The 20,317-nt window shown below is 46.9% G+C and carries 25 protein-coding genes and 2 pseudogenes; 23 read left to right on the top strand and 4 right to left on the bottom strand.

All coding sequences use genetic code 11. The features are described 5' to 3' along the window. Nucleotides 1-229: 229 nt before the first annotated feature. From rpsE to MiSe_RS23545, 17 genes are all read left to right on the top strand, one after another. Nucleotides 230-796, top strand: coding sequence for a 30S ribosomal protein S5 (gene rpsE / locus MiSe_RS23625; protein WP_226585462.1), 567 nt, complete (start codon nucleotides 230-232; stop codon nucleotides 794-796). A 54-nt stretch (nucleotides 797-850) separates the two neighbouring features. Next, nucleotides 851-1,312, top strand: a complete 462-nt coding sequence (rplO, locus tag MiSe_RS23620; protein WP_226585460.1) for a 50S ribosomal protein L15 — start codon at nucleotides 851-853, stop codon at nucleotides 1,310-1,312. A 51-nt stretch (nucleotides 1,313-1,363) separates the two neighbouring features. Next, complete coding sequence (gene secY, locus MiSe_RS23615) at nucleotides 1,364-2,662, top strand: preprotein translocase subunit SecY (RefSeq protein WP_226585458.1); 1,299 nt, start codon at nucleotides 1,364-1,366, stop codon at nucleotides 2,660-2,662. After that, nucleotides 2,659-3,225: an adenylate kinase gene (locus tag MiSe_RS23610; RefSeq protein WP_226585455.1), complete on the top strand. Its 567-nt coding sequence runs from the start codon at nucleotides 2,659-2,661 to the stop codon at nucleotides 3,223-3,225. The genes secY and MiSe_RS23610 overlap by 4 nt, the downstream gene beginning before the upstream one ends. A 222-nt stretch (nucleotides 3,226-3,447) precedes the next feature. After that, entirely contained in the window at nucleotides 3,448-3,672 is a 225-nt protein-coding gene (gene infA, locus MiSe_RS23605) for a translation initiation factor IF-1 (RefSeq protein ID WP_006196724.1), read from the top strand. 115 nt (nucleotides 3,673-3,787) lie between these two features. Beyond that, nucleotides 3,788-3,901 (top strand): 50S ribosomal protein L36, encoded by a 114-nt coding sequence (gene rpmJ, locus MiSe_RS23600; RefSeq protein WP_006618079.1) that lies wholly within the window; start codon nucleotides 3,788-3,790, stop codon nucleotides 3,899-3,901. A gap of 263 nt (nucleotides 3,902-4,164) precedes the next feature. After that, on the top strand, nucleotides 4,165-4,548 hold the full coding sequence (gene rpsM / locus MiSe_RS23595; protein WP_226585453.1) for a 30S ribosomal protein S13: 384 nt from the start codon (nucleotides 4,165-4,167) through the stop codon (nucleotides 4,546-4,548). An 83-nt stretch (nucleotides 4,549-4,631) separates the two neighbouring features. Continuing rightward, entirely contained in the window at nucleotides 4,632-5,027 is a 396-nt protein-coding gene (gene rpsK, locus MiSe_RS23590) for a 30S ribosomal protein S11 (protein ID WP_226585451.1), read from the top strand. 185 nt (nucleotides 5,028-5,212) lie between these two features. Continuing rightward, nucleotides 5,213-6,166, top strand: coding sequence for a DNA-directed RNA polymerase subunit alpha (locus MiSe_RS23585; protein WP_226585449.1), 954 nt, complete (start codon nucleotides 5,213-5,215; stop codon nucleotides 6,164-6,166). Between the two features lie 105 nt (nucleotides 6,167-6,271). Further along, on the top strand, nucleotides 6,272-6,634 hold the full coding sequence (rplQ, locus tag MiSe_RS23580) for a 50S ribosomal protein L17 (protein ID WP_226585447.1): 363 nt from the start codon (nucleotides 6,272-6,274) through the stop codon (nucleotides 6,632-6,634). 102 nt (nucleotides 6,635-6,736) lie between these two features. Further along, nucleotides 6,737-7,561 carry a tRNA pseudouridine(38-40) synthase TruA gene (gene truA, locus MiSe_RS23575; RefSeq protein ID WP_226585470.1) on the top strand — a complete coding sequence of 275 codons (825 nt, stop codon included), beginning with the start codon at nucleotides 6,737-6,739 and terminating at the stop codon, nucleotides 7,559-7,561. A gap of 113 nt (nucleotides 7,562-7,674) precedes the next feature. After that, nucleotides 7,675-8,127, top strand: coding sequence for a 50S ribosomal protein L13 (rplM, locus tag MiSe_RS23570; protein ID WP_226585445.1), 453 nt, complete (start codon nucleotides 7,675-7,677; stop codon nucleotides 8,125-8,127). Further along, a complete protein-coding gene (gene rpsI, locus MiSe_RS23565) occupies nucleotides 8,127-8,540 on the top strand; it encodes a 30S ribosomal protein S9 (RefSeq protein ID WP_226585443.1) in 414 nt (137 codons plus the stop codon). The genes rplM and rpsI overlap by 1 nt, the downstream gene beginning before the upstream one ends. Nucleotides 8,541-8,689: 149 nt before the next feature. Continuing rightward, complete coding sequence (gene rpmE, locus MiSe_RS23560) at nucleotides 8,690-8,947, top strand: 50S ribosomal protein L31 (protein WP_226585441.1); 258 nt, start codon at nucleotides 8,690-8,692, stop codon at nucleotides 8,945-8,947. 112 nt (nucleotides 8,948-9,059) lie between these two features. Continuing rightward, on the top strand, nucleotides 9,060-10,154 hold the full coding sequence (prfA, locus tag MiSe_RS23555; RefSeq protein WP_226585439.1) for a peptide chain release factor 1: 1,095 nt from the start codon (nucleotides 9,060-9,062) through the stop codon (nucleotides 10,152-10,154). Nucleotides 10,155-10,251: 97 nt separating this feature from the next. After that, nucleotides 10,252-10,425 carry a hypothetical protein gene (locus MiSe_RS23550; RefSeq protein ID WP_226585437.1) on the top strand — a complete coding sequence of 58 codons (174 nt, stop codon included), beginning with the start codon at nucleotides 10,252-10,254 and terminating at the stop codon, nucleotides 10,423-10,425. 105 nt (nucleotides 10,426-10,530) lie between these two features. After that, nucleotides 10,531-10,785 (top strand): hypothetical protein, encoded by a 255-nt coding sequence (locus tag MiSe_RS23545; protein ID WP_226585434.1) that lies wholly within the window; start codon nucleotides 10,531-10,533, stop codon nucleotides 10,783-10,785. A 21-nt stretch (nucleotides 10,786-10,806) separates the two neighbouring features. Here the strand turns inward: MiSe_RS23545 and MiSe_RS23540 are convergent, their stop codons facing one another. Next, nucleotides 10,807-11,280 (bottom strand): hypothetical protein, encoded by a 474-nt coding sequence (locus tag MiSe_RS23540; protein WP_226585432.1) that lies wholly within the window; start codon nucleotides 11,278-11,280, stop codon nucleotides 10,807-10,809. Nucleotides 11,281-11,493: 213 nt separating this feature from the next. Between MiSe_RS23540 and MiSe_RS23535 the strand changes: the two genes are divergently transcribed. From MiSe_RS23535 to MiSe_RS23525, 3 genes are all read left to right on the top strand, one after another. After that, on the top strand, nucleotides 11,494-11,856 hold the full coding sequence (locus MiSe_RS23535; protein WP_444980541.1) for a helix-turn-helix domain-containing protein: 363 nt from the start codon (nucleotides 11,494-11,496) through the stop codon (nucleotides 11,854-11,856). Nucleotides 11,857-11,929: 73 nt separating this feature from the next. Next, nucleotides 11,930-12,277, top strand: coding sequence for a helix-turn-helix domain-containing protein (locus MiSe_RS23530; protein WP_444980540.1), 348 nt, complete (start codon nucleotides 11,930-11,932; stop codon nucleotides 12,275-12,277). A gap of 14 nt (nucleotides 12,278-12,291) precedes the next feature. Continuing rightward, nucleotides 12,292-12,654: a helix-turn-helix domain-containing protein gene (locus MiSe_RS23525; protein WP_226585426.1), complete on the top strand. Its 363-nt coding sequence runs from the start codon at nucleotides 12,292-12,294 to the stop codon at nucleotides 12,652-12,654. A 286-nt stretch (nucleotides 12,655-12,940) separates the two neighbouring features. On the opposite strand, the gene MiSe_RS23520 is transcribed toward MiSe_RS23525, so the two are convergent. Then, nucleotides 12,941-13,648, bottom strand: coding sequence for a LuxR C-terminal-related transcriptional regulator (locus tag MiSe_RS23520; protein ID WP_444980539.1), 708 nt, complete (start codon nucleotides 13,646-13,648; stop codon nucleotides 12,941-12,943). Between the two features lie 102 nt (nucleotides 13,649-13,750). Between MiSe_RS23520 and MiSe_RS23515 the strand changes: the two are divergent. Next, nucleotides 13,751-14,448: pseudogene (locus tag MiSe_RS23515) on the top strand (DJ-1/PfpI family protein). A gap of 44 nt (nucleotides 14,449-14,492) precedes the next feature. Here MiSe_RS23515 and MiSe_RS23510 read toward each other — a convergent pair. Then, nucleotides 14,493-14,762, bottom strand: a complete 270-nt coding sequence (locus MiSe_RS23510) for a hypothetical protein (protein ID WP_226585420.1) — start codon at nucleotides 14,760-14,762, stop codon at nucleotides 14,493-14,495. A 131-nt stretch (nucleotides 14,763-14,893) separates the two neighbouring features. Further along, entirely contained in the window at nucleotides 14,894-15,205 is a 312-nt protein-coding gene (locus MiSe_RS23505) for a DUF2470 domain-containing protein (protein ID WP_226585419.1), read from the bottom strand. 127 nt (nucleotides 15,206-15,332) lie between these two features. Between MiSe_RS23505 and fabG the strand changes: the two are divergent. Together fabG and MiSe_RS23495 are read left to right on the top strand one after the other, a co-directional pair. Next, nucleotides 15,333-15,969, top strand: a pseudogene (gene fabG, locus MiSe_RS23500) (3-oxoacyl-ACP reductase FabG). Between the two features lie 703 nt (nucleotides 15,970-16,672). After that, nucleotides 16,673-20,062 (top strand): PAS domain-containing sensor histidine kinase, encoded by a 3,390-nt coding sequence (locus MiSe_RS23495; protein ID WP_226585417.1) that lies wholly within the window; start codon nucleotides 16,673-16,675, stop codon nucleotides 20,060-20,062. Nucleotides 20,063-20,317: the final 255 nt, after the last annotated feature.

The raw sequence follows: 20,317 nt of genomic DNA, 5'->3' as shown, positions 1-20,317 counted from the left end.
ATTCTAATTTGGCTAATGGCTAATGGCTAATGGCTAATAAACCCAAGAAAATTAGCAATTAGCATTCTAATTTGGCTAATGGCTAATGGCTAATGGCTAATAAACCCAAGAAAATTAGCAATTAGCATTCTAATTTGGCTAATGGCTAATGGCTAATGGCTAATAAACCCAAGAAAATTAGCAATTAGCAATTAGCAATTAGCAATTACCAACTACCAAAGGAAAAACTATGGCAGAACAACGAGAACGTCGTAAAAAAGCCAGCAGCCGTACAAGGGAAAAAGAAACATCCGCCTGGCAAGAGCGAGTTATCCAAATTCGTCGGGTAAGCAAAGTCGTTAAAGGCGGTAAAAAACTCAGCTTCCGCGCTATTGTCGTCGTCGGTAACGAACGCGGACAAGTAGGCGTCGGTGTTGGTAAAGCCAGCGACGTCATCGGTGCGGTGAGAAAAGGCGTCGCCGACGGCAAAAAACACCTGGTTGATGTGCCCCTGACTAAGGCCAACTCGATTCCCCATCCAGCCAAAGGCAGCGGCGGTGGCGCTGCGGTGATGATGCGACCCGCCGCCCCAGGTACGGGGGTAATTGCAGGCGGTGCCGTCCGCACGGTTTTAGAACTGGCTGGGGTGCGCAACATATTAGCCAAACAGTTGGGTTCAAATAACCCGCTCAATAACGCTAGAGCGACGATCAACGCCCTAGAAACCCTGAGAACCTTTGCTGATGTTGCCAGCGATCGCGGTATCCCCGTGGAAAATCTCTATGCTCAGCCAGCAGTTAGCCGCCCTCAATCGTAACTGATGTGGGCGGGTTGATCTAATCTGCACGATATAACAAGGACAAACAAAAATATGAGACTAAACGATGCCGTGCCAAAGGCTGGCTCTAAAAAACGCCCCCGCCGACTAGGTAGGGGAGTTTCCGCCGGACAAGGCGCCAGCGCCGGTAAAGGGATGAGGGGTCAAAAAGCTCGTTCCGGTGGCAGTACTAGACCCGGTTTTGAAGGTGGTCAACAGCCCCTATACAAGCGCATCCCCAAGTTAAAGCACTTTACTGTCATTAATCGTCGCGAATACACTACGATCAATGTCAGTAAGCTGGCATCACTCCCTGCTAATACAGAAGTAACCCTGGACTCTTTGATCGCAGCTGGCATTGTCACAACCAATGACGGTCCGCTGAAAATTTTGGGAGATGGAGAACTCTCTGTACCCCTAAACATAAAAGCAGCAGCATTTACGGCAGGCGCTCGCAGCAAAATCGAAGCGGCTGGCGGAACTTGCGAAATCATCGAGAAGAAGGCTAAGGGTTAGGGCTTTTTGTGCTGCAGATAGTGGCCCAGATCGCGTAGAGGTCCCTTTTATATGGTTAGTCAAAATAAAGCCCCAACAGCTCAGGAAACCTTTATGCAGATGGCTCAAGCAGCTGGACTGAGAAGTCGGCTGCTTGTCACCATTGGGCTGCTCGTTTTGGTACGCCTGGGCGTTTTCCTGCCAATGCCAGGAATTGATCGAGCCGCCTTTGCTGCAAGCCTGCAAAATAATCCGTTAATTGGATTTTTGGACATTTTCACCGGCGGCTTCCTCACCTTGGGCATTTTTGCTCTGGGAATTTTGCCCTACATTAATGCTTCGATTATCGTCCAACTGCTGACACAAGCCATCCCCAGTTTAGAAAACTTACAGAAAAATGAGGGCGAAGCCGGACGGCGGAAGATTTCTCAGATTACCCGCTATGTGGCTTTGGGATGGGGATTTCTGCAAAGTACATTCATTTCCGCTCGCTTAATTGCCCCCTACGCACAAGAGCCGGGATTTTTGTTCGTCGTCAAGACAACATTGGCGCTGACGGCAGGGTCGATGTTTGTCATGTGGGTGTCGGAATTGATTACCGAACGGGGTGTCGGTAACGGGGCATCGTTGTTGATTTTCCTCAACATTGTGTCGGCTTTACCTAAATCTTTGGGGGACACGATCAGGTTGGCTGAAAGTGGTGGCAGGGAACAGGTAGGTAAAATCATCATCCTGCTGGTCGTGTTCCTGGTGACAATTGTTGGCATCGTTTTCGTCCAAGAAGGCGCTCGCCGCATCCCGATTATTTCGGCACGTCGGCAGGTGGGACGGAAGGTTTTTCTGGAAAAAAATAGCTATTTACCTTTGCGGTTAAATCAAGGCGGCGTAATGCCGATTATTTTTGCTTCGGCTGTCTTGATTATTCCCACGTCTCTGGCTCAGGTATTTCCCAATCCAACTGTGATTCAAATTGCCAATTTATTGGCTCCGGGAACGGCACTGCACGTCGTGTTTTATCTGCTGTTTATCGTCTTTTTCAGTTATTTCTACGCCTCTTTGATCGTTAACCCGGTCGATTTGGCGCAAAATCTGAAAAAGATGGGTTCTAGCATTCCCGGCATTCGTCCCGGTCGCACCACCAGCGAGTATGTAGAGCGGGTGTTGAATCGCTTGACCTTCTTGGGAGCAATCTTTTTGGGAGCAGTGGCTATCATACCTACTGCTGTTGAAAGCGCCACTAATATCAGAACCTTTCAAGGGATAGGGGCAACTTCTCTATTGATTTTGGTTGGTGTGGCCATTGATACAGCAAAACAAATTCAAACATACGTGATTTCCCAGCGATACGAAGGAATGGTGAAACAAGAGTGACGCGATTGATTTTTTTGGGGCCGCCAGGAGCAGGAAAAGGAACTCAAGCCAAGATTTTAGCCGAAATTTGCCAAATTCCTCATATTTCGACAGGGGATATTTTACGCAATGAGGTAGCAAAAGGCACGCCTTTGGGTCAAAAAGCCAAGTCGTACCAGGAAAAAGGCGAGTTGGTTCCGGATAGCTTGATTTTAGATATGATGCGCGATCGCCTGTCTCAAAGCGATGCCGCCCAAGGTTGGATACTCGATGGCTTTCCTCGGAATTGTACTCAAGCGGGTTTTTTGGAAGCTTTGCTGTTGGATATGCATCAAGAATGCGATCGCGTCCTCAGTCTGGAAGTGCCAGATGAAGTTTTGATCGCCCGCCTGTTGGGACGCGCCAAAAAAGAAGGCCGTGCCGATGATACCGAAGAAGTGATTCGCCGTCGTCTAGAAGTCTATCGCGAACAAACCGAACCCCTGATCGATTTTTATCGCCAACGAATGAAGCTTACCGCTGTCAATGGGGATCGCTCAATGTCGGAAGTCACCGAACAACTCAAGGACGCCATCGATCTATAAACTCAACTTGCCCGGTGGATTATCCTTGCCCCAATCGCAAAATAATTCCATCCGATGGTTGAAATAGGGTAAAAGTCAAGAGCCGTTTCACCCTTTTTGTCGCACAATTTGATAAAATCTGTTAAGGGTGTCTGAGCTTTGATTCAGATGCCTTTTAACAGGCTGGGGTGAAAAACCAATAACCCTGGCAAGCACCACCCACCGAGTTGAGGAAAAAATACATTGTCTAAACAAGATTTGATTGAAATGGAAGGCACGGTAACAGAATCCCTACCGAATGCCATGTTTCGCGTAGACCTGGATAACGGCTTCAACGTTTTGGCGCATATCTCCGGCAAGATCCGCCGGAATTACATCAAAATATTACCGGGCGATCGCGTCAAAGTCGAGCTGACGCCCTACGACCTGAGCAAAGGCAGAATTACTTACCGCCTGCGTAAGAAATAAGCCCGCACGAAACATTTCTAAAGAAGAAATAAAATTCCGATTCGTGCTACGTTTTTAGCTTACAAAAAAAACTAAAAATGATATAATGTTTAGTTTGTAGCGCAGCCCAGTAGGCATGAAAGTTCGAGCATCTGTCAAGAAAATTTGTGAAAAATGCCGCGTCATTCGGCGGCGAGGTCGAGTGATGGTGATCTGTTCTAACCCAAAGCACAAGCAACGCCAAGGGTAGAACCTGGATTCACTGTAATGTAATGTACTGTTGTATACCCGCGTAAATTCAGCTATTTTCTAGCAGGAGAAATGGTACGTGGGGAATCCACGAACGCCCAAAACAATGTCAGGACATATCACCACGCCCTGGTGGCAACAGTGGTGAGAGCAACAGGAACCTGAGAAATAAGGATATTAAGGCTGTGAGGTCTTAATAATCCCCGTAGCAATAGGCGCGGGGAGTGTCAATAGAAACAAAGGCAAAATAAGGGAGAAAAAAGCGTGGCAAGGATTGCCGGTGTAGACCTTCCGCGCGATAAGCGCGTCGAAATTGGTCTGACCTACATTTACGGAATTGGGCTATCCCGGTCTAAAGAAATTTTAGCGACAACGGGCATCAATCCAGACACCCGCGTCAAGGATCTATCAGATGCCGAAGTCGCAGCCTTGAGAGCGACCGTAGAAAGCGACTATCAAGTTGAAGGTGACTTGAGACGTTGGGAAGCGATGAATATCAAGCGCCTGATCGACATCGGAACCTATCGGGGACGGCGTCATCGCTTGGGCTTACCCGTTCGAGGTCAAAGAACCCGCACCAACGCCAGAACCCGTCGGGGTAGAAGGCAAACCGTTGCAGGCAAGAAAAAGCCAGCAGCTAAGAAATAACCGTAAGATTTTCGCCTGGAATAAGGTTGGGCGGAACAAACTACAACTAGCAAGCAAGTTAAAACCGAAGCAGATAAACCGATATGGCGCGACAAGTAACCAAAAAAACTGGTGCCAAGAAGCAAAAGCGGAACGTACCCAACGGGATAGCCTACATCCAATCAACCTTCAACAACACCATAGTCACAATTTCCGATCAAAATGGGGATGTAATCTCCTGGGCTTCTGCCGGGTCTAGCGGCTTCAAGGGCGCCAAAAAAGGAACGCCCTTTGCAGCGCAAACGGCTGCCGAAGGAGCAGCTCGCAGAGCGATGGACTCCGGAATGCGGCAGATAGAAGTAATGGTCAGCGGGCCGGGAGCAGGCCGCGAAACCGCGATTCGAGCGCTTCAGGGTACTGGATTGGAAATTACTCTAATTCGGGACATTACTCCCATTCCCCACAACGGCTGTCGCCCACCTAAGCGGCGTCGCGTTTAGAAGATTTTAGATTTTAGGTTTTAGATTTTGGATTGAAGTTAACCGGACAAAAACAAAAAACCAAAGCAATATTGGGGTTATTTCTTGAATCCAAAATCGTTTCATCCGCTCGGGGGTGCAACCAGATGAATCTAAAATCCGCTCATCCAAAATCCAAAATCCACAAAGGGTAGGGGGATCGCTCTGTGGCGCAATTTCAAATTGAATGTGTCGAGTCTAGCACTGAGAAAAATCGAGGTCAATACAGCAAATTTGTAATCGAGCCGCTAGAAAGAGGTCAAGGGACAACCGTTGGCAACGCTTTGAGGCGGGTGCTGCTATCTAACCTGGAAGGATGTGCAGTCACGGCGGTTCGCATTGCCGGTGTGAATCACGAATTTGCCACAATTCCGGGAGTGCGGGAGGATGTGCTGGAAATCCTGCTCAACATGAAAGAAATAGTTTTCAAAAGCTATACCTCCCAACCCCAGATTGGTCGGTTAGAAGTCACGGCAAACAACGGCCCTGTAATCGTTATGGCGGGGCAGTTTAACATGTCTTCTGAGGTACAGGTGGTCGATCCGGCGCAGTACGTCGCCACCTTGGCACAAGGAGCCAAACTGGAAATGGAATTCCGGCTAGAAACCGGGAAGGGATATCGCTCCGTAGATCGGGGTCACGACGAAGCCACAGCCTTGGACTTTCTCCAGATCGACGCGGTTTTTATGCCGGTGCGGAAAGTCAACTACAGCGTTGAAGAAATTCGCGGCGATGGCGATCGGGAAAAAGACCGGCTGCTGATGGAAATCTGGACAAATGGCAGCATGTCACCCGAAGAAGCACTCTCCCAGGCAGCGAATATCTTGGTAGATCTGTTCAACCCACTCAAAGACATCAAGACCATCCCTCCAGAAATAGATGATTCCGGGGATGTAGAGCCTCAAATTCCGATTGAGGAATTGCAACTCTCGGTGCGGGCTTATAACTGCCTGAAACGGGCTCAGATTAACACAGTAGCAGATTTGCTGGGTTACACCTACGAAGACTTACTGGAAATCAAAAACTTTGGTCAAAAGTCGGCAGAAGAAGTGAGTGAAGCCCTACAGCGACACTTAGGAATTACCTTGCCGCAGGAAAAAGCAGCAAAACCTAATGGCTAATTGCTAATGGGTAATTGGTAATGGTAAAGAAAACCAATGACCGATTACCCATTACCAATTACCAATCACCGATTACCCATTACCAATTACTAACTAACAATCACTATGCGTCACCGTTGTCGCGTTCCTCAACTTGGTAAGCCAGCAGACCAGCGTCGGGCGCTCTTAAGAGCGCTGACAACCCAACTGCTGCGCCACGGTAGGATCGAAACCACAAAAGTACGAGCCAAGGCAGTGAGGTCTGAGGCCGAAAAAATGATCGGTTTAGCCAAGGATGGCTCTTTGGCAGCGCGCAGACAAGCGTTGGGCTATATCTACGATAAAGATCTCGTCCACGCGCTGTTTGATGAAGGAGAAAGTGGAGCAAAAGCTCGCTATGGCAATCGCGCTGGCGGCTATACCCGCATCCTGCGAACCGTCCGTCGCCGGGGCGATAATGCCGAAATGGCAATTATTGAACTGGTTTGAGGTGATTGGTAATGGGTAATCGCGTTCCCAGGCAAAGCCGTGGGAACGAGGGTAATGGGAATTACGCGATCGCCTTTTTACCAATTACCAATTGGCAACAAAATGGACAACGGACAGCAGATCACAGCCAAGCAGCGAGTCGCCCTGGTAATTCAATACCTGGGCACTCATTTTCATGGATGGCAACGGCAAAAGAGCGATCGCACTGTACAAGAGGAAATAGAAAAAGTACTTTCTGCCATCCTCAATCAACATGTAACCCTGCACGGCGCCGGTCGAACCGATGCTGGAGTTCACGCCGCCGCCCAAGTGGCTCATTTTGACCACAACAGTTCCATCCCTGCCGACAAGTGGGCCGCCATCCTCAATACTCAACTGCCGAAAGATATATTAATTCTGGCATCTGCTGCCGTAGATTCTCACTGGCACGCCCGCTTTAGTGCCAGCTGGCGGCGCTATCGCTATACGATCTATACAGACCTGCAACCGAACTTGTTCCTGCGACCCTTTGCTTGGCATTATTATTATGCCCCGCTCGACGAATCGCTGATGCAAGCGGCACTTAACCCACTCATCGGTCACCACGATTTGGCTGCCTTTCATCGCGCCAATTCTGGTCGCTCTCATTCCAAAGTACAAGTGCAGGAAGTGGAGTGTTACCGCAGGGGGCCATTGATTCATATCGAAATTCAAGCCGATGGATTTTTGTATGGCATGGTGCGACTACTCGTGGGGTTGCTAGTTCAGGTGGGTCGAGGCGATCGCTCAGAGTCAAATTTTACCTCGCTCTGGGTACACCAAAAGCGGTCTGAAGTCAAGTATGCAGCCCCACCACAAGGCTTGTGCCTGTTGCGGGTCGGCTATCCGGAATTTCCATTTGCCAAAGAAATCTGGTTTGACAACCAGCCCAAATTTGTTTTTTGCTAATGGCTAATAGCTAATGGCTAATAGCTAATGGGTAATAAATAGTCGGTAATAGGTACTGGGTAGCAATTACCAATTACCAATTACCAATTACCAACCACTATCAAGAGAAAACGATGAACAAAACCTACCTCCCTAGTAAAGATACCCTCGAGCAACAGTGGTACGTTGTAGATGCTGCCAATCAAAGATTGGGGCGTCTGGCTAGCGAAATAGCCGCGATCTTGCGGGGGAAAAACAAGCCGACTTATACTCCCCATATGGATACGGGGGATTTCGTGATCGTTGTTAACGCCGAGAAAGTAATGGTCACTGGGAAAAAACGTTCCCAAAAAATTTATTGGCGCACTTCCCAAAGACCGGGGGGTATGAAAACCGAAACTTTTGCTCAATTGCAAGCACGCATACCAGAACGGATAGTCGAACACGCCGTGCGCGGGATGCTGCCAAAAAATTCCCTCGGTCGCAGCTTGTTTACCAAGCTGAAAGTATACGCTGGGCCAGACCATCCCCACGCTGCTCAAAAACCCCAAGCATTGAAAATTAACACGATTCCAGGAGAAGGATAATGCAAGCAACAGAAGCAAGCGATCGCGTCATGTACTGGGGCACCGGGCGTCGCAAATCAGCCGTAGCCCGCGTGCGCCTAGTGCCCGGTAGCGGTCAAATGACAGTCAACGGAAAACCAGGGGATCTATACCTCCAGTTCAACACCGCCTTTCTGTCCCTCGCCAAAGCCCCTTTGGAAACCTTGGGACTGGAAAATGAATACGATGTCCTCGTCAACGCCCACGGTGGCGGCGTCTCAGGTCAGGCAGATGCCATTCGCTTGGGCGTGGCTAGAGCTTTGTGTCAATTAGACCCAGAAAACCGCAAGCCGCTCAAAACCGAAGGCTATCTCACCCGCGACCCACGGGCGAAAGAGCGCAAGAAATACGGCTTGCATAAAGCTCGCAAAGCACCTCAGTACTCTAAGCGTTAAAATATGGTATACGGGTGATTTCAGATTGGAGATTGCAGATGGCAGATTTAAGCTGGAGAGCTTTCTTAAAATCTAAAATCTGAAATTACCAATTACCAATTAGCAATTAGCAATTAGCAAGCATAAAAATTTGTCGAGGAGCGAACAAAATGCCAAAACCTGATATTCACCCTAAGTGGTACCCGGAAGCAAAAGTTTACTGCAACGGTCAAGTTGTGATGACCGTTGGTTCCACCCAGCCAGAACTGCACGTAGACGTGTGGTCGGGTAACCATCCCTTTTTCACCGGCACCCAAAAAATTATCGACACCGAAGGTCGCGTCGAGCGCTTCCTGCGTAAGTACGGCATGTTGGAAGGTGGCGACCAATCTCCAGCTGGTGGTGCTGGCGGCAAAAAGAAACGGTAGCGGGATAGTCATTTGTCTGTAGTCCGTTGTCCGTAGTCTTCTACTGACAACCGACGCTTAACTTATTTTCAAAGCTCTCTAACCAACGACAACTGACAACTGGCAACTGACTATGGCTGAAACTTACCTGCTAGATAAACTTAAATCTGTTGAGCTAACCTTTAACGAACTCAACCGCAAATTAGCCGATCCAGATATCGCTTCCGATCCTCAAGAGTATCAAAAAGTAGCCAAGGCACGCTCCTCGTTGGAAGAAGTGGTTAATACTTATGATGATTGGAAAAAAACCACCGACGATCTGGTAGGAGCTAAACAAATCCTCAAAGAAGCAAATGGGGACCTGGAGTTGCAGGAAATGGCATCGCTGGAAGTCAAAGAACTAGAGGAAAAAGTAGAGCAGTTAGAAAATCGCCTCAAGATCTTACTTCTGCCCCGCGATCCGAATGATGATAAAAACATCATGTTGGAAATTCGAGCCGGGACGGGTGGGGATGAAGCAAGTATCTGGGCGGGTGACTTACTGCGGATGTACTCGCGCTACGCCGAAACTCAAGGTTGGAAAGTGAAACTGATGAGCGAGTCGCTAGCTGAGATGGGCGGCTTTAAAGAAGCCGTGCTGGAAATTCAGGGCGACCAAGTTTACAGCAAGCTGAAATTTGAAGCTGGAGTCCACCGCGTGCAGCGCGTGCCCGTAACTGAAGCGGGGGGACGGGTTCACACTTCAACGGCTACCGTGGCGATCATGCCGGAAGTCGATGAGGTGGAAGTGCATATCGACCCGAAGGATATTGAAATGAAAACCGCTCGTTCCGGCGGTGCTGGCGGACAAAACGTCAACAAGGTGGAAACAGCGGCTGACTTGTTCCACAAACCGACGGGTATTCGCATTTTCTGTACGGAAGAGCGCTCTCAGCTGCAAAACAAAGAACGGGCGATGCAGATTTTGCGGGCGAAGCTTTATGAAATGAAGCTGCGCGAACAACAGGAAGCAGTAAGGTCGATGCGGCTGATGCAAGTCGGTACGGGTTCCCGTTCGGAAAAGATCCGCACTTACAACTATAAAGATAACCGCGCCACCGATCACCGCTTGAATCAGAATTACACTCTGGCTACGGTCTTGGAAGGTGACTTGGAGCCAGTTATTCAAGCTTGCATTAGTCAAGACCAGCAGGAACGCTTGGCTGAACTGGCGGCTTCTGGGTCGTAATGCAATTAGAGTGAAAATTTCAGAGGAAGACTCAAAGGAAATGGCACTAAGATAAGCGAGGCTAAACTTAGTGCCGTTAGAGTCAAAGGTAATTAAAATGCAAGAATTTTTGCAAGTTAATCCTTTAACTTTACATTCTCTTCCTCTCACAGAACAACATAATTTACTTAACTCACCCGCTATATACTTTGCCCTTGAGCAAGCGGGTGAGATTATTTATATAGGTTGGGCTAAAAAATTAGCGGATTGGCAAGTACCGGGTATTCTATGATGTTATCAGTGAAGCAAGTCCTGAAATCGTCAGAGTAGTTAAAATTGAGGTTGTGGGCTTTAAAGAACACAACAAACTTTATGTCCGGGGAAAGGAGTTTAACCTATGAAGGTTATCGATGTTTCGTTGGATTCAGTATCGTTAGCTACCCTTCTGACAGAAGCCAGACATCAAAATCTAATTCTGCGAACTCCTGATGGTGTAGAGTTTATTTTGGCTGAGGTTAATGACTTCGATCGAGAAATTGAGTTAACCCGCCAAAATCAGGAATTTATGGCGTTTCTTGATGAGCGCGGACAGCAAACAAAAACTGTTTCAGCAGCAGAAGCGCGGGCTAGATTGGGTTTAACTAACGAATAATATTTTGTCAAGACTTTAGCGCTAACTTGCCAAAGAAAGGGCGGGTTTTGCGGCTAGGCTTTGTTCTATTTCGGCTGCTCGTTTGGCGGCTAAAAGTTCGTATTGGCGGTTTTTTAGAGCATCCCAGATGGCGTCTGCCATTTCTACCGGGTAAGGAAACTGTACTAGGTCGTATTCAACGATCTGTTCCAAATACTCGAATTGTGGGATAGTTTGAGTGGTGGCAATTAGTTGCTCTACTGCTTGCTGCCAAGTGGGAAAAGCTCGGTAGCTGAAAAACGAACTGCACGCTTTGTCTTGTTCGTTCCAGAAAGACACGCAAACCTGATGGGGGAGACAGCGGACTTTTCTCACTTCTTTGACGGGGATACCCAGCGCTTTGAGGGCAAACGCTGCTTCTTGTGGCGAGATGTTCCACTTTTCGGGGTGGATTTTGCCAGCAGCAGTTAGGCTTTGTCCCGTTTGGCGTGTTTTGCGAGTTTTGCGCGTATTCATGGTATCCTCATTGGTGAGCGATCGCTCTAAAACTAAGTTGTTCTCGGCTTATAACTATCCCAGCTAACTCTGTTAGTTAGAAGTTAAAAGGAAACTTTTCAATTAAAAGTGTAATTATAGATTAAGGCTAAAAAGTTGGCTTGTCAATGCATAAACATAGATTTAATAACAAGCAAGTAAACTTATAAGTATGCTAAAGTATTGACCGATACTGTGAACTCAGAAGGAAAGGAGAAGCTAATCGAGGTTGTAAAACGGGCGCGTGGCGAGATGAGCCAGCGAGCGTTTGGTAAGCTTTTGGGAGTCTCTGCGACTGCGGTGCAACTGTGGGAAAAGGGGCAGACTATCCCAGATACAGAGAATTTGGCTCAAATTGCAGTTAGAGCAGGCTTCACGATGGAAGAGCTACTTTGTTACCTGGAAGGGAAGCGGCTGCCAGAACCTGTGGATTTGAATGATATGCTCAAGAAAATTCAGTGTATGCCGATCGGTGACGTGGCAGTGCTTGGTAGAGCGATATTGGAACGACTCGCGGCTGCTGCTAAGTCTTCCAACGAGCAAGCAAAAGCTAGTTGAACTGCTTCTAGTGCCTATTCATATAAGTGATATATTGTCAATAACTTTTGGTGAGTGGGGTAGCCCTCCAGTGGTGAACATCGAAGGTAGAGATAAACTGATTGCGATCGTGAAAAAGGCTCGTGGTGCGATGAGTCAGCGAGCTTTTGGCAAGCTGTTGGGAGTTTCTGCTACAGCAGTTCAGCTTTGGGAAAGGGGTGATACAGTTCCCGATACCGAAAATTTGGCGAAAATAGCTGCGAGATCGGGTTATACCTTGGAAGAGCTACTTGGCTTTTTGGAGGGTAAACCCCTGTCTGACCCTTCTGAGATCAATCAAATTCTGAATAAAATTAAAGTCATGCCCCTGTCTCAGGTAGCGATGATCGGTCGAGCTGTGGCGGATAGATTTTCTGAGGTATCTGAGTCTTTGGGAGCGTGAACTAGAACAGTACTGTGAACGCAGAAGGAAAGGAGAAGCTAATCGAAATTGTCAAACGGGCGCGTGGCGAGATGAGTCAGCGAGCGTTTGGTAAGCTTTTGGGAGTCTCTGCGACTGCGGTGCAACTGTGGGAAAAGGGGCAGACTATCCCAGATACAGAGAATTTGGCTCAAATTGCAGTTAGAGCAGGCTTCACGATGGAAGAGCTACTTTGTTACCTCGAAGGGAAGCGGCTGCCAGAACCTGTGGATTTGAATGATATGCTCAAGAAAATTCAGTGTATGCCGATCGGTGACGTGGCAGTGCTTGGTAGAGCGATATTGGAACGACTCGCGGCTGCTGCTAAGTCTTCCAACGAGCAAGCAAAAGCTAGTTGAACTGCTTCTAGTGCCTATTCATATAAGTGATATATTGTCAATAACTTTTGGTGAGTGGGGTAGCCCTTTAGTGGTGAAAATCGAAGGTAGAGTTCATCGCAGAAGGAAAAGAGAAACTGATCGAAATTGTCAAGTGGGCGCGTGGCGATATAAGTAGTAGGGGCACGGCAGGAGAAAACCTTTGAGCTGGCGAGAAAACTTATTGATGCCGTGCCCCTACCCCCCATTGATTTAACTGAAAATGGCTATAAGTGTATTTTACCAAGTTGCAAACCGCTATAATACGCTATTCTAGATCTGTTAGTTTTGCTACCATTTCCGTCCGGGAGCAGACTTCCAACTTCCTAAACATCCGCTTCAGAGCTTGTTTAACTGAATTTTGGGTAATCCAAAGTTCTTTGCCAATTTCAGCATTGGTCAACCCTTTGGCAACTAAATCGGCGATTTGTAGTTCTCGCAGAGTCAGCCGTTTTGCTAATGGATTGGGGTCGCGTTTATTTGCTAGTAACGCTGCAAGACAAGTTGATAAATGCGTGCAAACTGCACTTAATTTGACTAAATCCTGTGAGTTAAACGCAGGCGTATCACCAACGCGGGCAAAATGAACTGTACCAATTAATTGCCCATTACCAACAATTGGTCCAGTCATAATGTGGGCGTGGTCGTACTCAGAACAACAGCGTTGGTAGAGTTCGCTTTGCTTCCAACTGCCTCTTGGTAGCATTAACTCTTCATGAGCTGGAACGTGGTGTTCCAGAACATATTTCAACACCGGATCGACAGAGCGTCCAATTTTTTCATATCGCTCAACAAAAGCCTCGGAAACGCCCTTGACATCGAAACTTGCTAAGTGGTTCTGCTGATTCAAAAGATAAATACCCCAGCGTTGTACTCCAAAGTGTTCCTCTACGGTGTCCATAAATCTAAACCGTAGTTCTTGCTCAGTTTGAGCAGTGGCGATCGCATGAAACAGAGTATGTATTGAACCAGCCATCATTGCAGCGAAGTGTACCCACTTGAGGACTATCCAAGGGCAGCAACCCTATTTACAATCGTTCCACAAGCAACAAAATTAAGCAACAAGTAGAGCAACTGCATGACAAACCAGCAACTGCAAATAGGATTTCTGATCTATCCAGGTGTCGTTCAACTTGATGTCATGGCAGCTTATCAAGTTCTTGCCTTTCCACCCAACACGCAGATGCATCTCCTGTGGAAAAACCTGACGCCTATTACCAGCAATGAAGGTTTGACTATTGTTCCGACAACAACACTCGAAAATTGTCCAACCCTGGATGTTATTTGCGTTCCTGGTGGTGGATTTGGGCAAGTGGAGGTGATGAAAGATGCTGAAATTTTGGCTTTTTTGCAACAACAAGGAGCAAAAGCACAGTATGTCACTAGCGTATGTACGGGGTCGATAATTCTGGCGGCGGCGAGTTTGCTGCAAGGTTACAAAGCAACCTGTCACTGGGCATTTCGCGATCAACTAGCAATGTTAGGGGTTGAAGTTGTTCCCGAACGAGTTGCGATCGACCGCAATCGAATTACGGGTGCTGGGGTAACTTCAGGTATTGACTTTGGGTTGACTCTGGTCAGTTTATTATGCGGAGAAGATGTCGCAAAGATGACTCAATTAATGCTGGAAACCCGGAACCGCCTTTCAACGCTGGCACTCCAGAAATGGCAGGTGAAGGAATTGTACAACCGTTGATGCTGTTGGGAAAACCGCTTGTAGAAGCATTTTTGGTACAGACGAAAGAAAAGGCTGTTCAAATGGGATTGAAGTGCTAACTCTGACTTAAAACTGATTGCTAGTTAGCCTCAAATTGTTTTGTTTAATTGGGTGTAGCTTGTAGGTTAGGTTGAGCAACGAAACCCAATTTGTTAGCCTCAAATTTTTGGGTTTCCCTGGCGCTCAACCCAATCTTGGAGTTTCCTCCAAACTCAGGGAGCAGTTCATAATTCAGTGTATGCCTATCAGCGATCTGGCAGTGCTTGGTCGAGCGATATTGGAACGACTCGCTGCTGCTTGCGTCTTCCAACGAGCAAGCAAAAGCTAGTTGAACGGCTGCTTTGGCATATACATACAAGTGATATATTGTCAATAACTTGTGGTGAGTGAAGCACACGATCAACGAATAGACGCCGGACAAGTTGGGGGAGCTAATTGAAATATCTTGAGCGATCGCACCTTTTCCTCCGAATCATGGCGTGCGATCGCATACCCACCCCGATCCTAGATTTTTGCCTGCGTCCTCGCCTGTTTCACCATCTCAATCAGCGTATGGTGAGCATCTTCGGCATCTTTTAATACATGGTCAAATTGGATGCGGACGGTTACGGCTTCCCCGTTCACCTGTGCCTTCAAATCCATGCCTTCCGAGTCGATGGATAACATCTGGGCGGCAGTGGCATCTGTTAAATTACTGAATGCTTTGGCATAAAGTAATACCGCGTGGGCGTGGTCGTCGTTCATGTGGGCGCAAATGCGTTCGGCAACGCCGTCGCGTAGCGAATCGCTTACTTGAGCCGAAAACTGTTCAGACATGAGAAACTCCATCAGCTATCCTGTTGAATTTTACTATCCCATGTCGCGGTATGTGGAAAATGGGATGTGACAGAACCAAACAACGATGAAAGATAAGCATGTATGAGTCACTGGCGGTACTGGCGGACTGGGGTTGGGCGTGACGCCAACAGTTCTCGCCCAAGGTGCAACATCGGTAACGATTCCTTATGTCAATTTTCCTCAAGGGGATTCTAACGCCGAAGGATTTTGACAAGATTCAATTTATACCTAGCAATCTCACCGATGAAGGTTCGGTAGAGAACTTAATTAACCGCATGGAACGGGTGGATGTGCTAATTCACCTCGTGGGTGGTTTTTCGATCGGTAAAACTCACGAATACAGCTTTACAGATTGGAAACAACAGCTTGATTTAAACCTGAATAGTACTTTTTTAGTTTGTCAGCACAGCCTGAAAAAAATGGTACAAAATCGCTACGGACCCATCGTCACTTCGCGGGGTGCCGTACAACCGGGGGGACAAATGGCAGCATACTGCGCGTCTAAAGCGGGAGTGGTAGCATTGACGCAAGCGATCGCAGACGAAACCAAAAACACTAACATCACCGCCAACATCGTCCTACCCACCATCATCGACACCCCCAGCAACCGACAAGCAATGGGTGAAGAAAATGCTTCTAAGTGGGTAAAACCGGAATCTTTAGCGCCAGTCATTTGTTTCCTAGCGTCTGAAGCAGCTAAAGATGTGAGAGGCGCTGCTATTCCCGTTCATGGCAATATTTAGCGAATATGGGGGAACGAGGAGAAGAGATTACTTCCCAATCTGCCTCATTTGTAGCATCAGGCGATCGCGCTGTAGGTACTTTTAGTGCAGTGCAATTGTTGATTTGGGACTTGAACTGGGTACTTTAATAGTTAATGGACAATCCCATGACTGCGCTGCTTACGTCGCTAAAGTCGTGGGATTCTTGAGCTGGTATTGCCCCGTTCTGGTTGCCCATACTTGAGGTCTTACACATCATGTCCCAACCGAGCTTACTAGAATATCACTTGCTATCTAGATGCCCACTTAAGGTTGGCTTTCCAAGGGTTTTCTGCATTGCAGCAGAAGTTTCGGTATGCCCTACTGTACCTGCGTTACAGCGAAATCTTTTTGGGTTGTCGCAATCGGTTGCGTATTACCTAGCTGTTTTACGAGTTATCGCCATAGGCTGTCCTGTGGCACTGTTTGGGCCATATTTGTCGGGCAGGTCCTAGCGGTTTTTCAGCCTGTAACAGTAGTGGGATTATACCATACAACAGAAGACTGCTGCCCGTGTCGCGTTTCATCCCACTACTAAAAGCCAGTGGGCTTTCACGCTGCCAGACTATTCTCTAAGTCTAAAAAAACTCTGTTCCTACTTCCCAAGCCAATTAAGTCAAGTGGGTTGAGAGTTAGAGCATCAACTGATGCCAAAAAAACACAGATTAATTAAAGAGTTGAGTTTATGTACCCTATATCGCAGAAACTCCCACAAGAGTTGCATAACAGTCAGCAACTATTGCAAACCATCGTTGATCATACAAATGCCTGTATTTTTGTCAAGGAATATTTGCAGACAAACGGCACTTATTTATTAATAAATCAGCAGTTCGAGACTTTGTTTAACATCAGCCGCGAACAGATTCGGGGTCAGACCGATTACGATCTTTTTCCGCCAGAAGCGGCAGATGCTTTCCGACAAATAGATCTGCAAGTTTTTGCCAGCGGCAAATTAATCGAATTAGAAGAGGTAGCGCCGCAATCAGATGGAATACACACCTACATTTCCCTCAAGTTCCCGCTTTTGAACGCTGACGGTCAGCCTTACGCCGTCTGCGGGATTGCTAGGGATATTACAGAGCGCAAACAGGCAGAATTAGCGCTGCAACAGGCTAAGGAAGAATTAGAAATTAGAGTTGTTGAACGCACTGCCGAATTACAGCAGACAGTTACTAGGTTACAGCAAGAAATTCGGGAACGGGAAAAAGCAGAAGCAAGACTGAGACAACTGTTTGAAAAATCAGCCGATGCCATTTTAATTTTTGATGGGGGAGTGTTTACAGACTGCAATCAAGCTGCCGTTGAAATGATGCGCTGCGCCAATAAAGAGCAGTTATTATCCCTGCATCCGTCTGAGATTTCGCCGTTAACTCAACCCGATGGTCGTGGTTCATTCGAGAAAGCGGAGGAAATGATTGAAACGGCATTGCAAAAAGGCAGCCATCGGTTTGAGTGGGTGCATCGCCGCATGGATGGAGAAGATTTTTGGGTAGAAGTTTTACTCACGGCGATCGCAGTAGATGGAAAGCAAATACTTCATGTAGTTTGGCGAGAAATAGGCGATCGCAAAGCCGATCTTGCCCAACTACAGCACAATTATAACCTCTTGCACTCGGTGATTGAAAGCACCCCCGATGTCGTTTTTGTTAAAGATATTGAGGGACGCTACGTGATGATAAATTCGGCGTTTGCCGATTTTATTGGCAAATCTATAGAGAAAATGACTAATAAGAAAGACGCGGAAATATTCCCCAGATCAACAGCGCTTCAAATGAGAGAAAATGACTTGAAAATTATGAATACAGGCTTGTCCGAGACGATTGAAGAATTTTTACCGTACAAGGATAAAATAAAGACGTATCTCACCACTAAAAGTCCTTGGCGCGATGGGGAAGGAAACATTATCGGTTTGATTGGTATGGCGCGGGATATTAGCGATCGCATTGCCGCCGAAGCAGCATTAGCCGCCAGTGAAGCCAAGTTCCGCAGCATTGTAGAAAATGCCAACGATTTGATTTTCTCTTTCACCACAGACGGATTATTCACTTATCTCGCTCCTAATTTCACCGATATTTTGGGATATGACACCCAGGAGTTTCTAGGACAGTCGTTTGCACCCCTAATCCATCCGGATGATTTGCCGAGGTGTTACGCCTTTTTGGCTCGGATTGTAGCAACTGGTCAAAAGCAAGCAGGGCTAGAATTTCGCGCCTTACGGAAAGATGGTAGTTGGTGTTCGATGATAGCTAATACTTCACCGATTAAAGACACCGATGGCAATGTGGTTGGTTTTCAGGGTATCGTGCGCGATATTAGCGAACAGCAAGCTGCGCGAAGGTTCCGCAAAATTGCCGAAAAAGAACAGCAAAGACTCGTTGCCATTCTGGAAGCAACCACCGACTTCGTTGGCGTTGCTGATGCTAACGGATATCATACATACATCAATCAAGCTGGACGCAAAATGGTGGGGTTGGAATTGGATGAAGACATCTCAACCATTCATTGCATGAGCTTAGTTGCACCCGCCGCACTAGAAGCAACGCAAAAGGCAATGTCGATTGCCTTGCAAGAGGGAACTTGGTCGGGTGAAACTGTTCTTTTGCATCGCAATGGGCAAGAAATTCCCGTTTCTCAAGTGATTATGGTACACAAGTCAGAAACGGGAGAAGTTGAGTTTATTTCTACTATTATCCGCGATATTAGAGATCGCAAACAGGTAGAAGCCCAATTACAACAGACCCGAAATTTTTTGCAGTCCGTCTTAAATACTCTGCCAGTTGGGGTGATAGCCAAGGACGCGGAAGAATTACGGTTTGTCTTGTGGAATCCAGCCGCAGAAGAGGTGCTGGGTTTAACCGCAGAACAAGCCTTGGGCAAAAATGAATATGACTTTTTCCCCAAAGAACAAGCCGACTTTTTCACTAGCATTGATCGGGAAGTTCTCAAAAGCAAGAAAATTCTGGATATCCCTGAAGAAACCATCCAAACCGTCACCGGAGAATCGCGCATATTACACACCAAGAAAACAGCGATTTTAGATGCAGAAGGTAACCCCCAATATCTGTTAGCAATTACTGAAGACATCACCGAACGCAAACAAGCAGAAGCAGCCTTGCGGGAATCGGAAGGACAGTTAAGGCAACAAGCCTTCGAGTTAGAGCAAACATTGCGAGAACTTCAACGCACGCAAGCTCAACTGGTGCAAAGCGAAAAAATGTCTGGTTTGGGACAACTCGTTGCCGGAGTTGCTCACGAAATTAACAACCCCACTAGCTTCATCTACGGCAACCTTACCCATGCCGATGAATACATCCAAGATCTGATTTCCCTAGTCGAACTTTACCAGAAACACTATGCCAATCCCCACCCAGAAATTATTGAATGGAGCAAAGCCATAGAGCTAGAATTTTTGTTAGATGATTTGCCCAAATTATTCAAATCCATGAAGTTCGGGGCAGACCGCATCCAGAAAATTGTTTTGTCTCTCCGTAACTTCTCCCGCATGGATGAAGCCGAAATGAAAGCAGTTAACATTCACGATGGTATTGATAGCACTTTGATGATTTTGTCACATCGGCTGAAAGCTCAACCTAACCGTCAGGCTATTGAAATAATCAAAGAATACGGTAACCTACCTTTAGTCGAATGTTATGCCGGACAACTCAATCAAGTGTTTATAAATATTTTGAGTAATGCAATTGATGCTTTGTCAGAGGGTAATACGTCATGGCATTCCCAGGCGGATCCAGGGAACGAGGGTGATGAACAAGAAAATACCAATTACCAATTACCAATTCCCGATTACCAATTACCAACCATTCGCATTCGTACCTACTTAGATAATAATTGGGTGGTAATTCGCATTGCCGATAATGGGTCGGGCATGACAGAAACTGTCCAAAAGCGAATATTTGACCCCTTTTTTACAACTAAACCAGTTGGTCAAGGAACTGGCATGGGTTTATCGATTAGCTATCAGATTATCACCTCACGCCATCAAGGGTCGTTACAGTGTTTTTCTTCACCCGGAAAAGGGGCAGAGTTTGAGATTAAAATTCCACTTAAAACTTGTTAAACTGGCGGCTAATGGCGTTCCCAGGCAGGAGCTGTGGGAACGAGGCTAATGGCTAATGGCTAATGTTATAAAATGCTATATTATATCATGTTCGGTTGCATCGTTAAAGCACTAAGGTCGCGGGTTTATTTATTCCTGGAGCAAGCCTTCAAATATCTCTCGTAAAACCCGACCCTACTATATACAACCAAAGCTGAGATGATATTACGAGCAATTAGCAATTAGCAATTAGCAATTAGCAATTAGCTATTGGTC

It is taken from the genome of Microseira wollei NIES-4236 (assembly GCF_020521235.1).
Lineage (GTDB): Bacteria > Cyanobacteriota > Cyanobacteriia > Cyanobacteriales > Aerosakkonemataceae > Microseira > Microseira wollei.
This window is presented reverse-complemented; position numbering and strand designations above follow the sequence as displayed.

Excerpts from the sequence above, each read along its gene's own strand:
- rpmJ (WP_006618079.1), top strand. The coding sequence starts at position 3,788 with ATGAAAGTTCGAGCATCTGTCAAGAAAATTTGTGAAAAATGCCGCGTC.
- rpsK (WP_226585451.1), top strand. The coding sequence starts at position 4,632 with ATGGCGCGACAAGTAACCAAAAAAACTGGTGCCAAGAAGCAAAAGCGG.
- truA (WP_226585470.1), top strand. The coding sequence starts at position 6,737 with ATGGACAACGGACAGCAGATCACAGCCAAGCAGCGAGTCGCCCTGGTA.
- MiSe_RS23495 (WP_226585417.1), top strand. The coding sequence starts at position 16,673 with ATGTACCCTATATCGCAGAAACTCCCACAAGAGTTGCATAACAGTCAG.
- MiSe_RS23540 (WP_226585432.1), bottom strand. The coding sequence starts at position 11,280 with ATGAATACGCGCAAAACTCGCAAAACACGCCAAACGGGACAAAGCCTA.
- rpsE (WP_226585462.1), top strand. The coding sequence starts at position 230 with ATGGCAGAACAACGAGAACGTCGTAAAAAAGCCAGCAGCCGTACAAGG.
- MiSe_RS23505 (WP_226585419.1), bottom strand. The coding sequence starts at position 15,205 with ATGTCTGAACAGTTTTCGGCTCAAGTAAGCGATTCGCTACGCGACGGC.
- MiSe_RS23545 (WP_226585434.1), top strand. The coding sequence starts at position 10,531 with ATGAAGGTTATCGATGTTTCGTTGGATTCAGTATCGTTAGCTACCCTT.
- rpsI (WP_226585443.1), top strand. The coding sequence starts at position 8,127 with ATGCAAGCAACAGAAGCAAGCGATCGCGTCATGTACTGGGGCACCGGG.
- prfA (WP_226585439.1), top strand. The coding sequence starts at position 9,060 with ATGGCTGAAACTTACCTGCTAGATAAACTTAAATCTGTTGAGCTAACC.
- rplO (WP_226585460.1), top strand. The coding sequence starts at position 851 with ATGAGACTAAACGATGCCGTGCCAAAGGCTGGCTCTAAAAAACGCCCC.
- rpmE (WP_226585441.1), top strand. The coding sequence starts at position 8,690 with ATGCCAAAACCTGATATTCACCCTAAGTGGTACCCGGAAGCAAAAGTT.
- rplQ (WP_226585447.1), top strand. The coding sequence starts at position 6,272 with ATGCGTCACCGTTGTCGCGTTCCTCAACTTGGTAAGCCAGCAGACCAG.
- secY (WP_226585458.1), top strand. The coding sequence starts at position 1,364 with ATGGTTAGTCAAAATAAAGCCCCAACAGCTCAGGAAACCTTTATGCAG.
- MiSe_RS23550 (WP_226585437.1), top strand. The coding sequence starts at position 10,252 with ATGCAAGAATTTTTGCAAGTTAATCCTTTAACTTTACATTCTCTTCCT.
- rplM (WP_226585445.1), top strand. The coding sequence starts at position 7,675 with ATGAACAAAACCTACCTCCCTAGTAAAGATACCCTCGAGCAACAGTGG.
- MiSe_RS23520 (WP_444980539.1), bottom strand. The coding sequence starts at position 13,648 with ATGGCTGGTTCAATACATACTCTGTTTCATGCGATCGCCACTGCTCAA.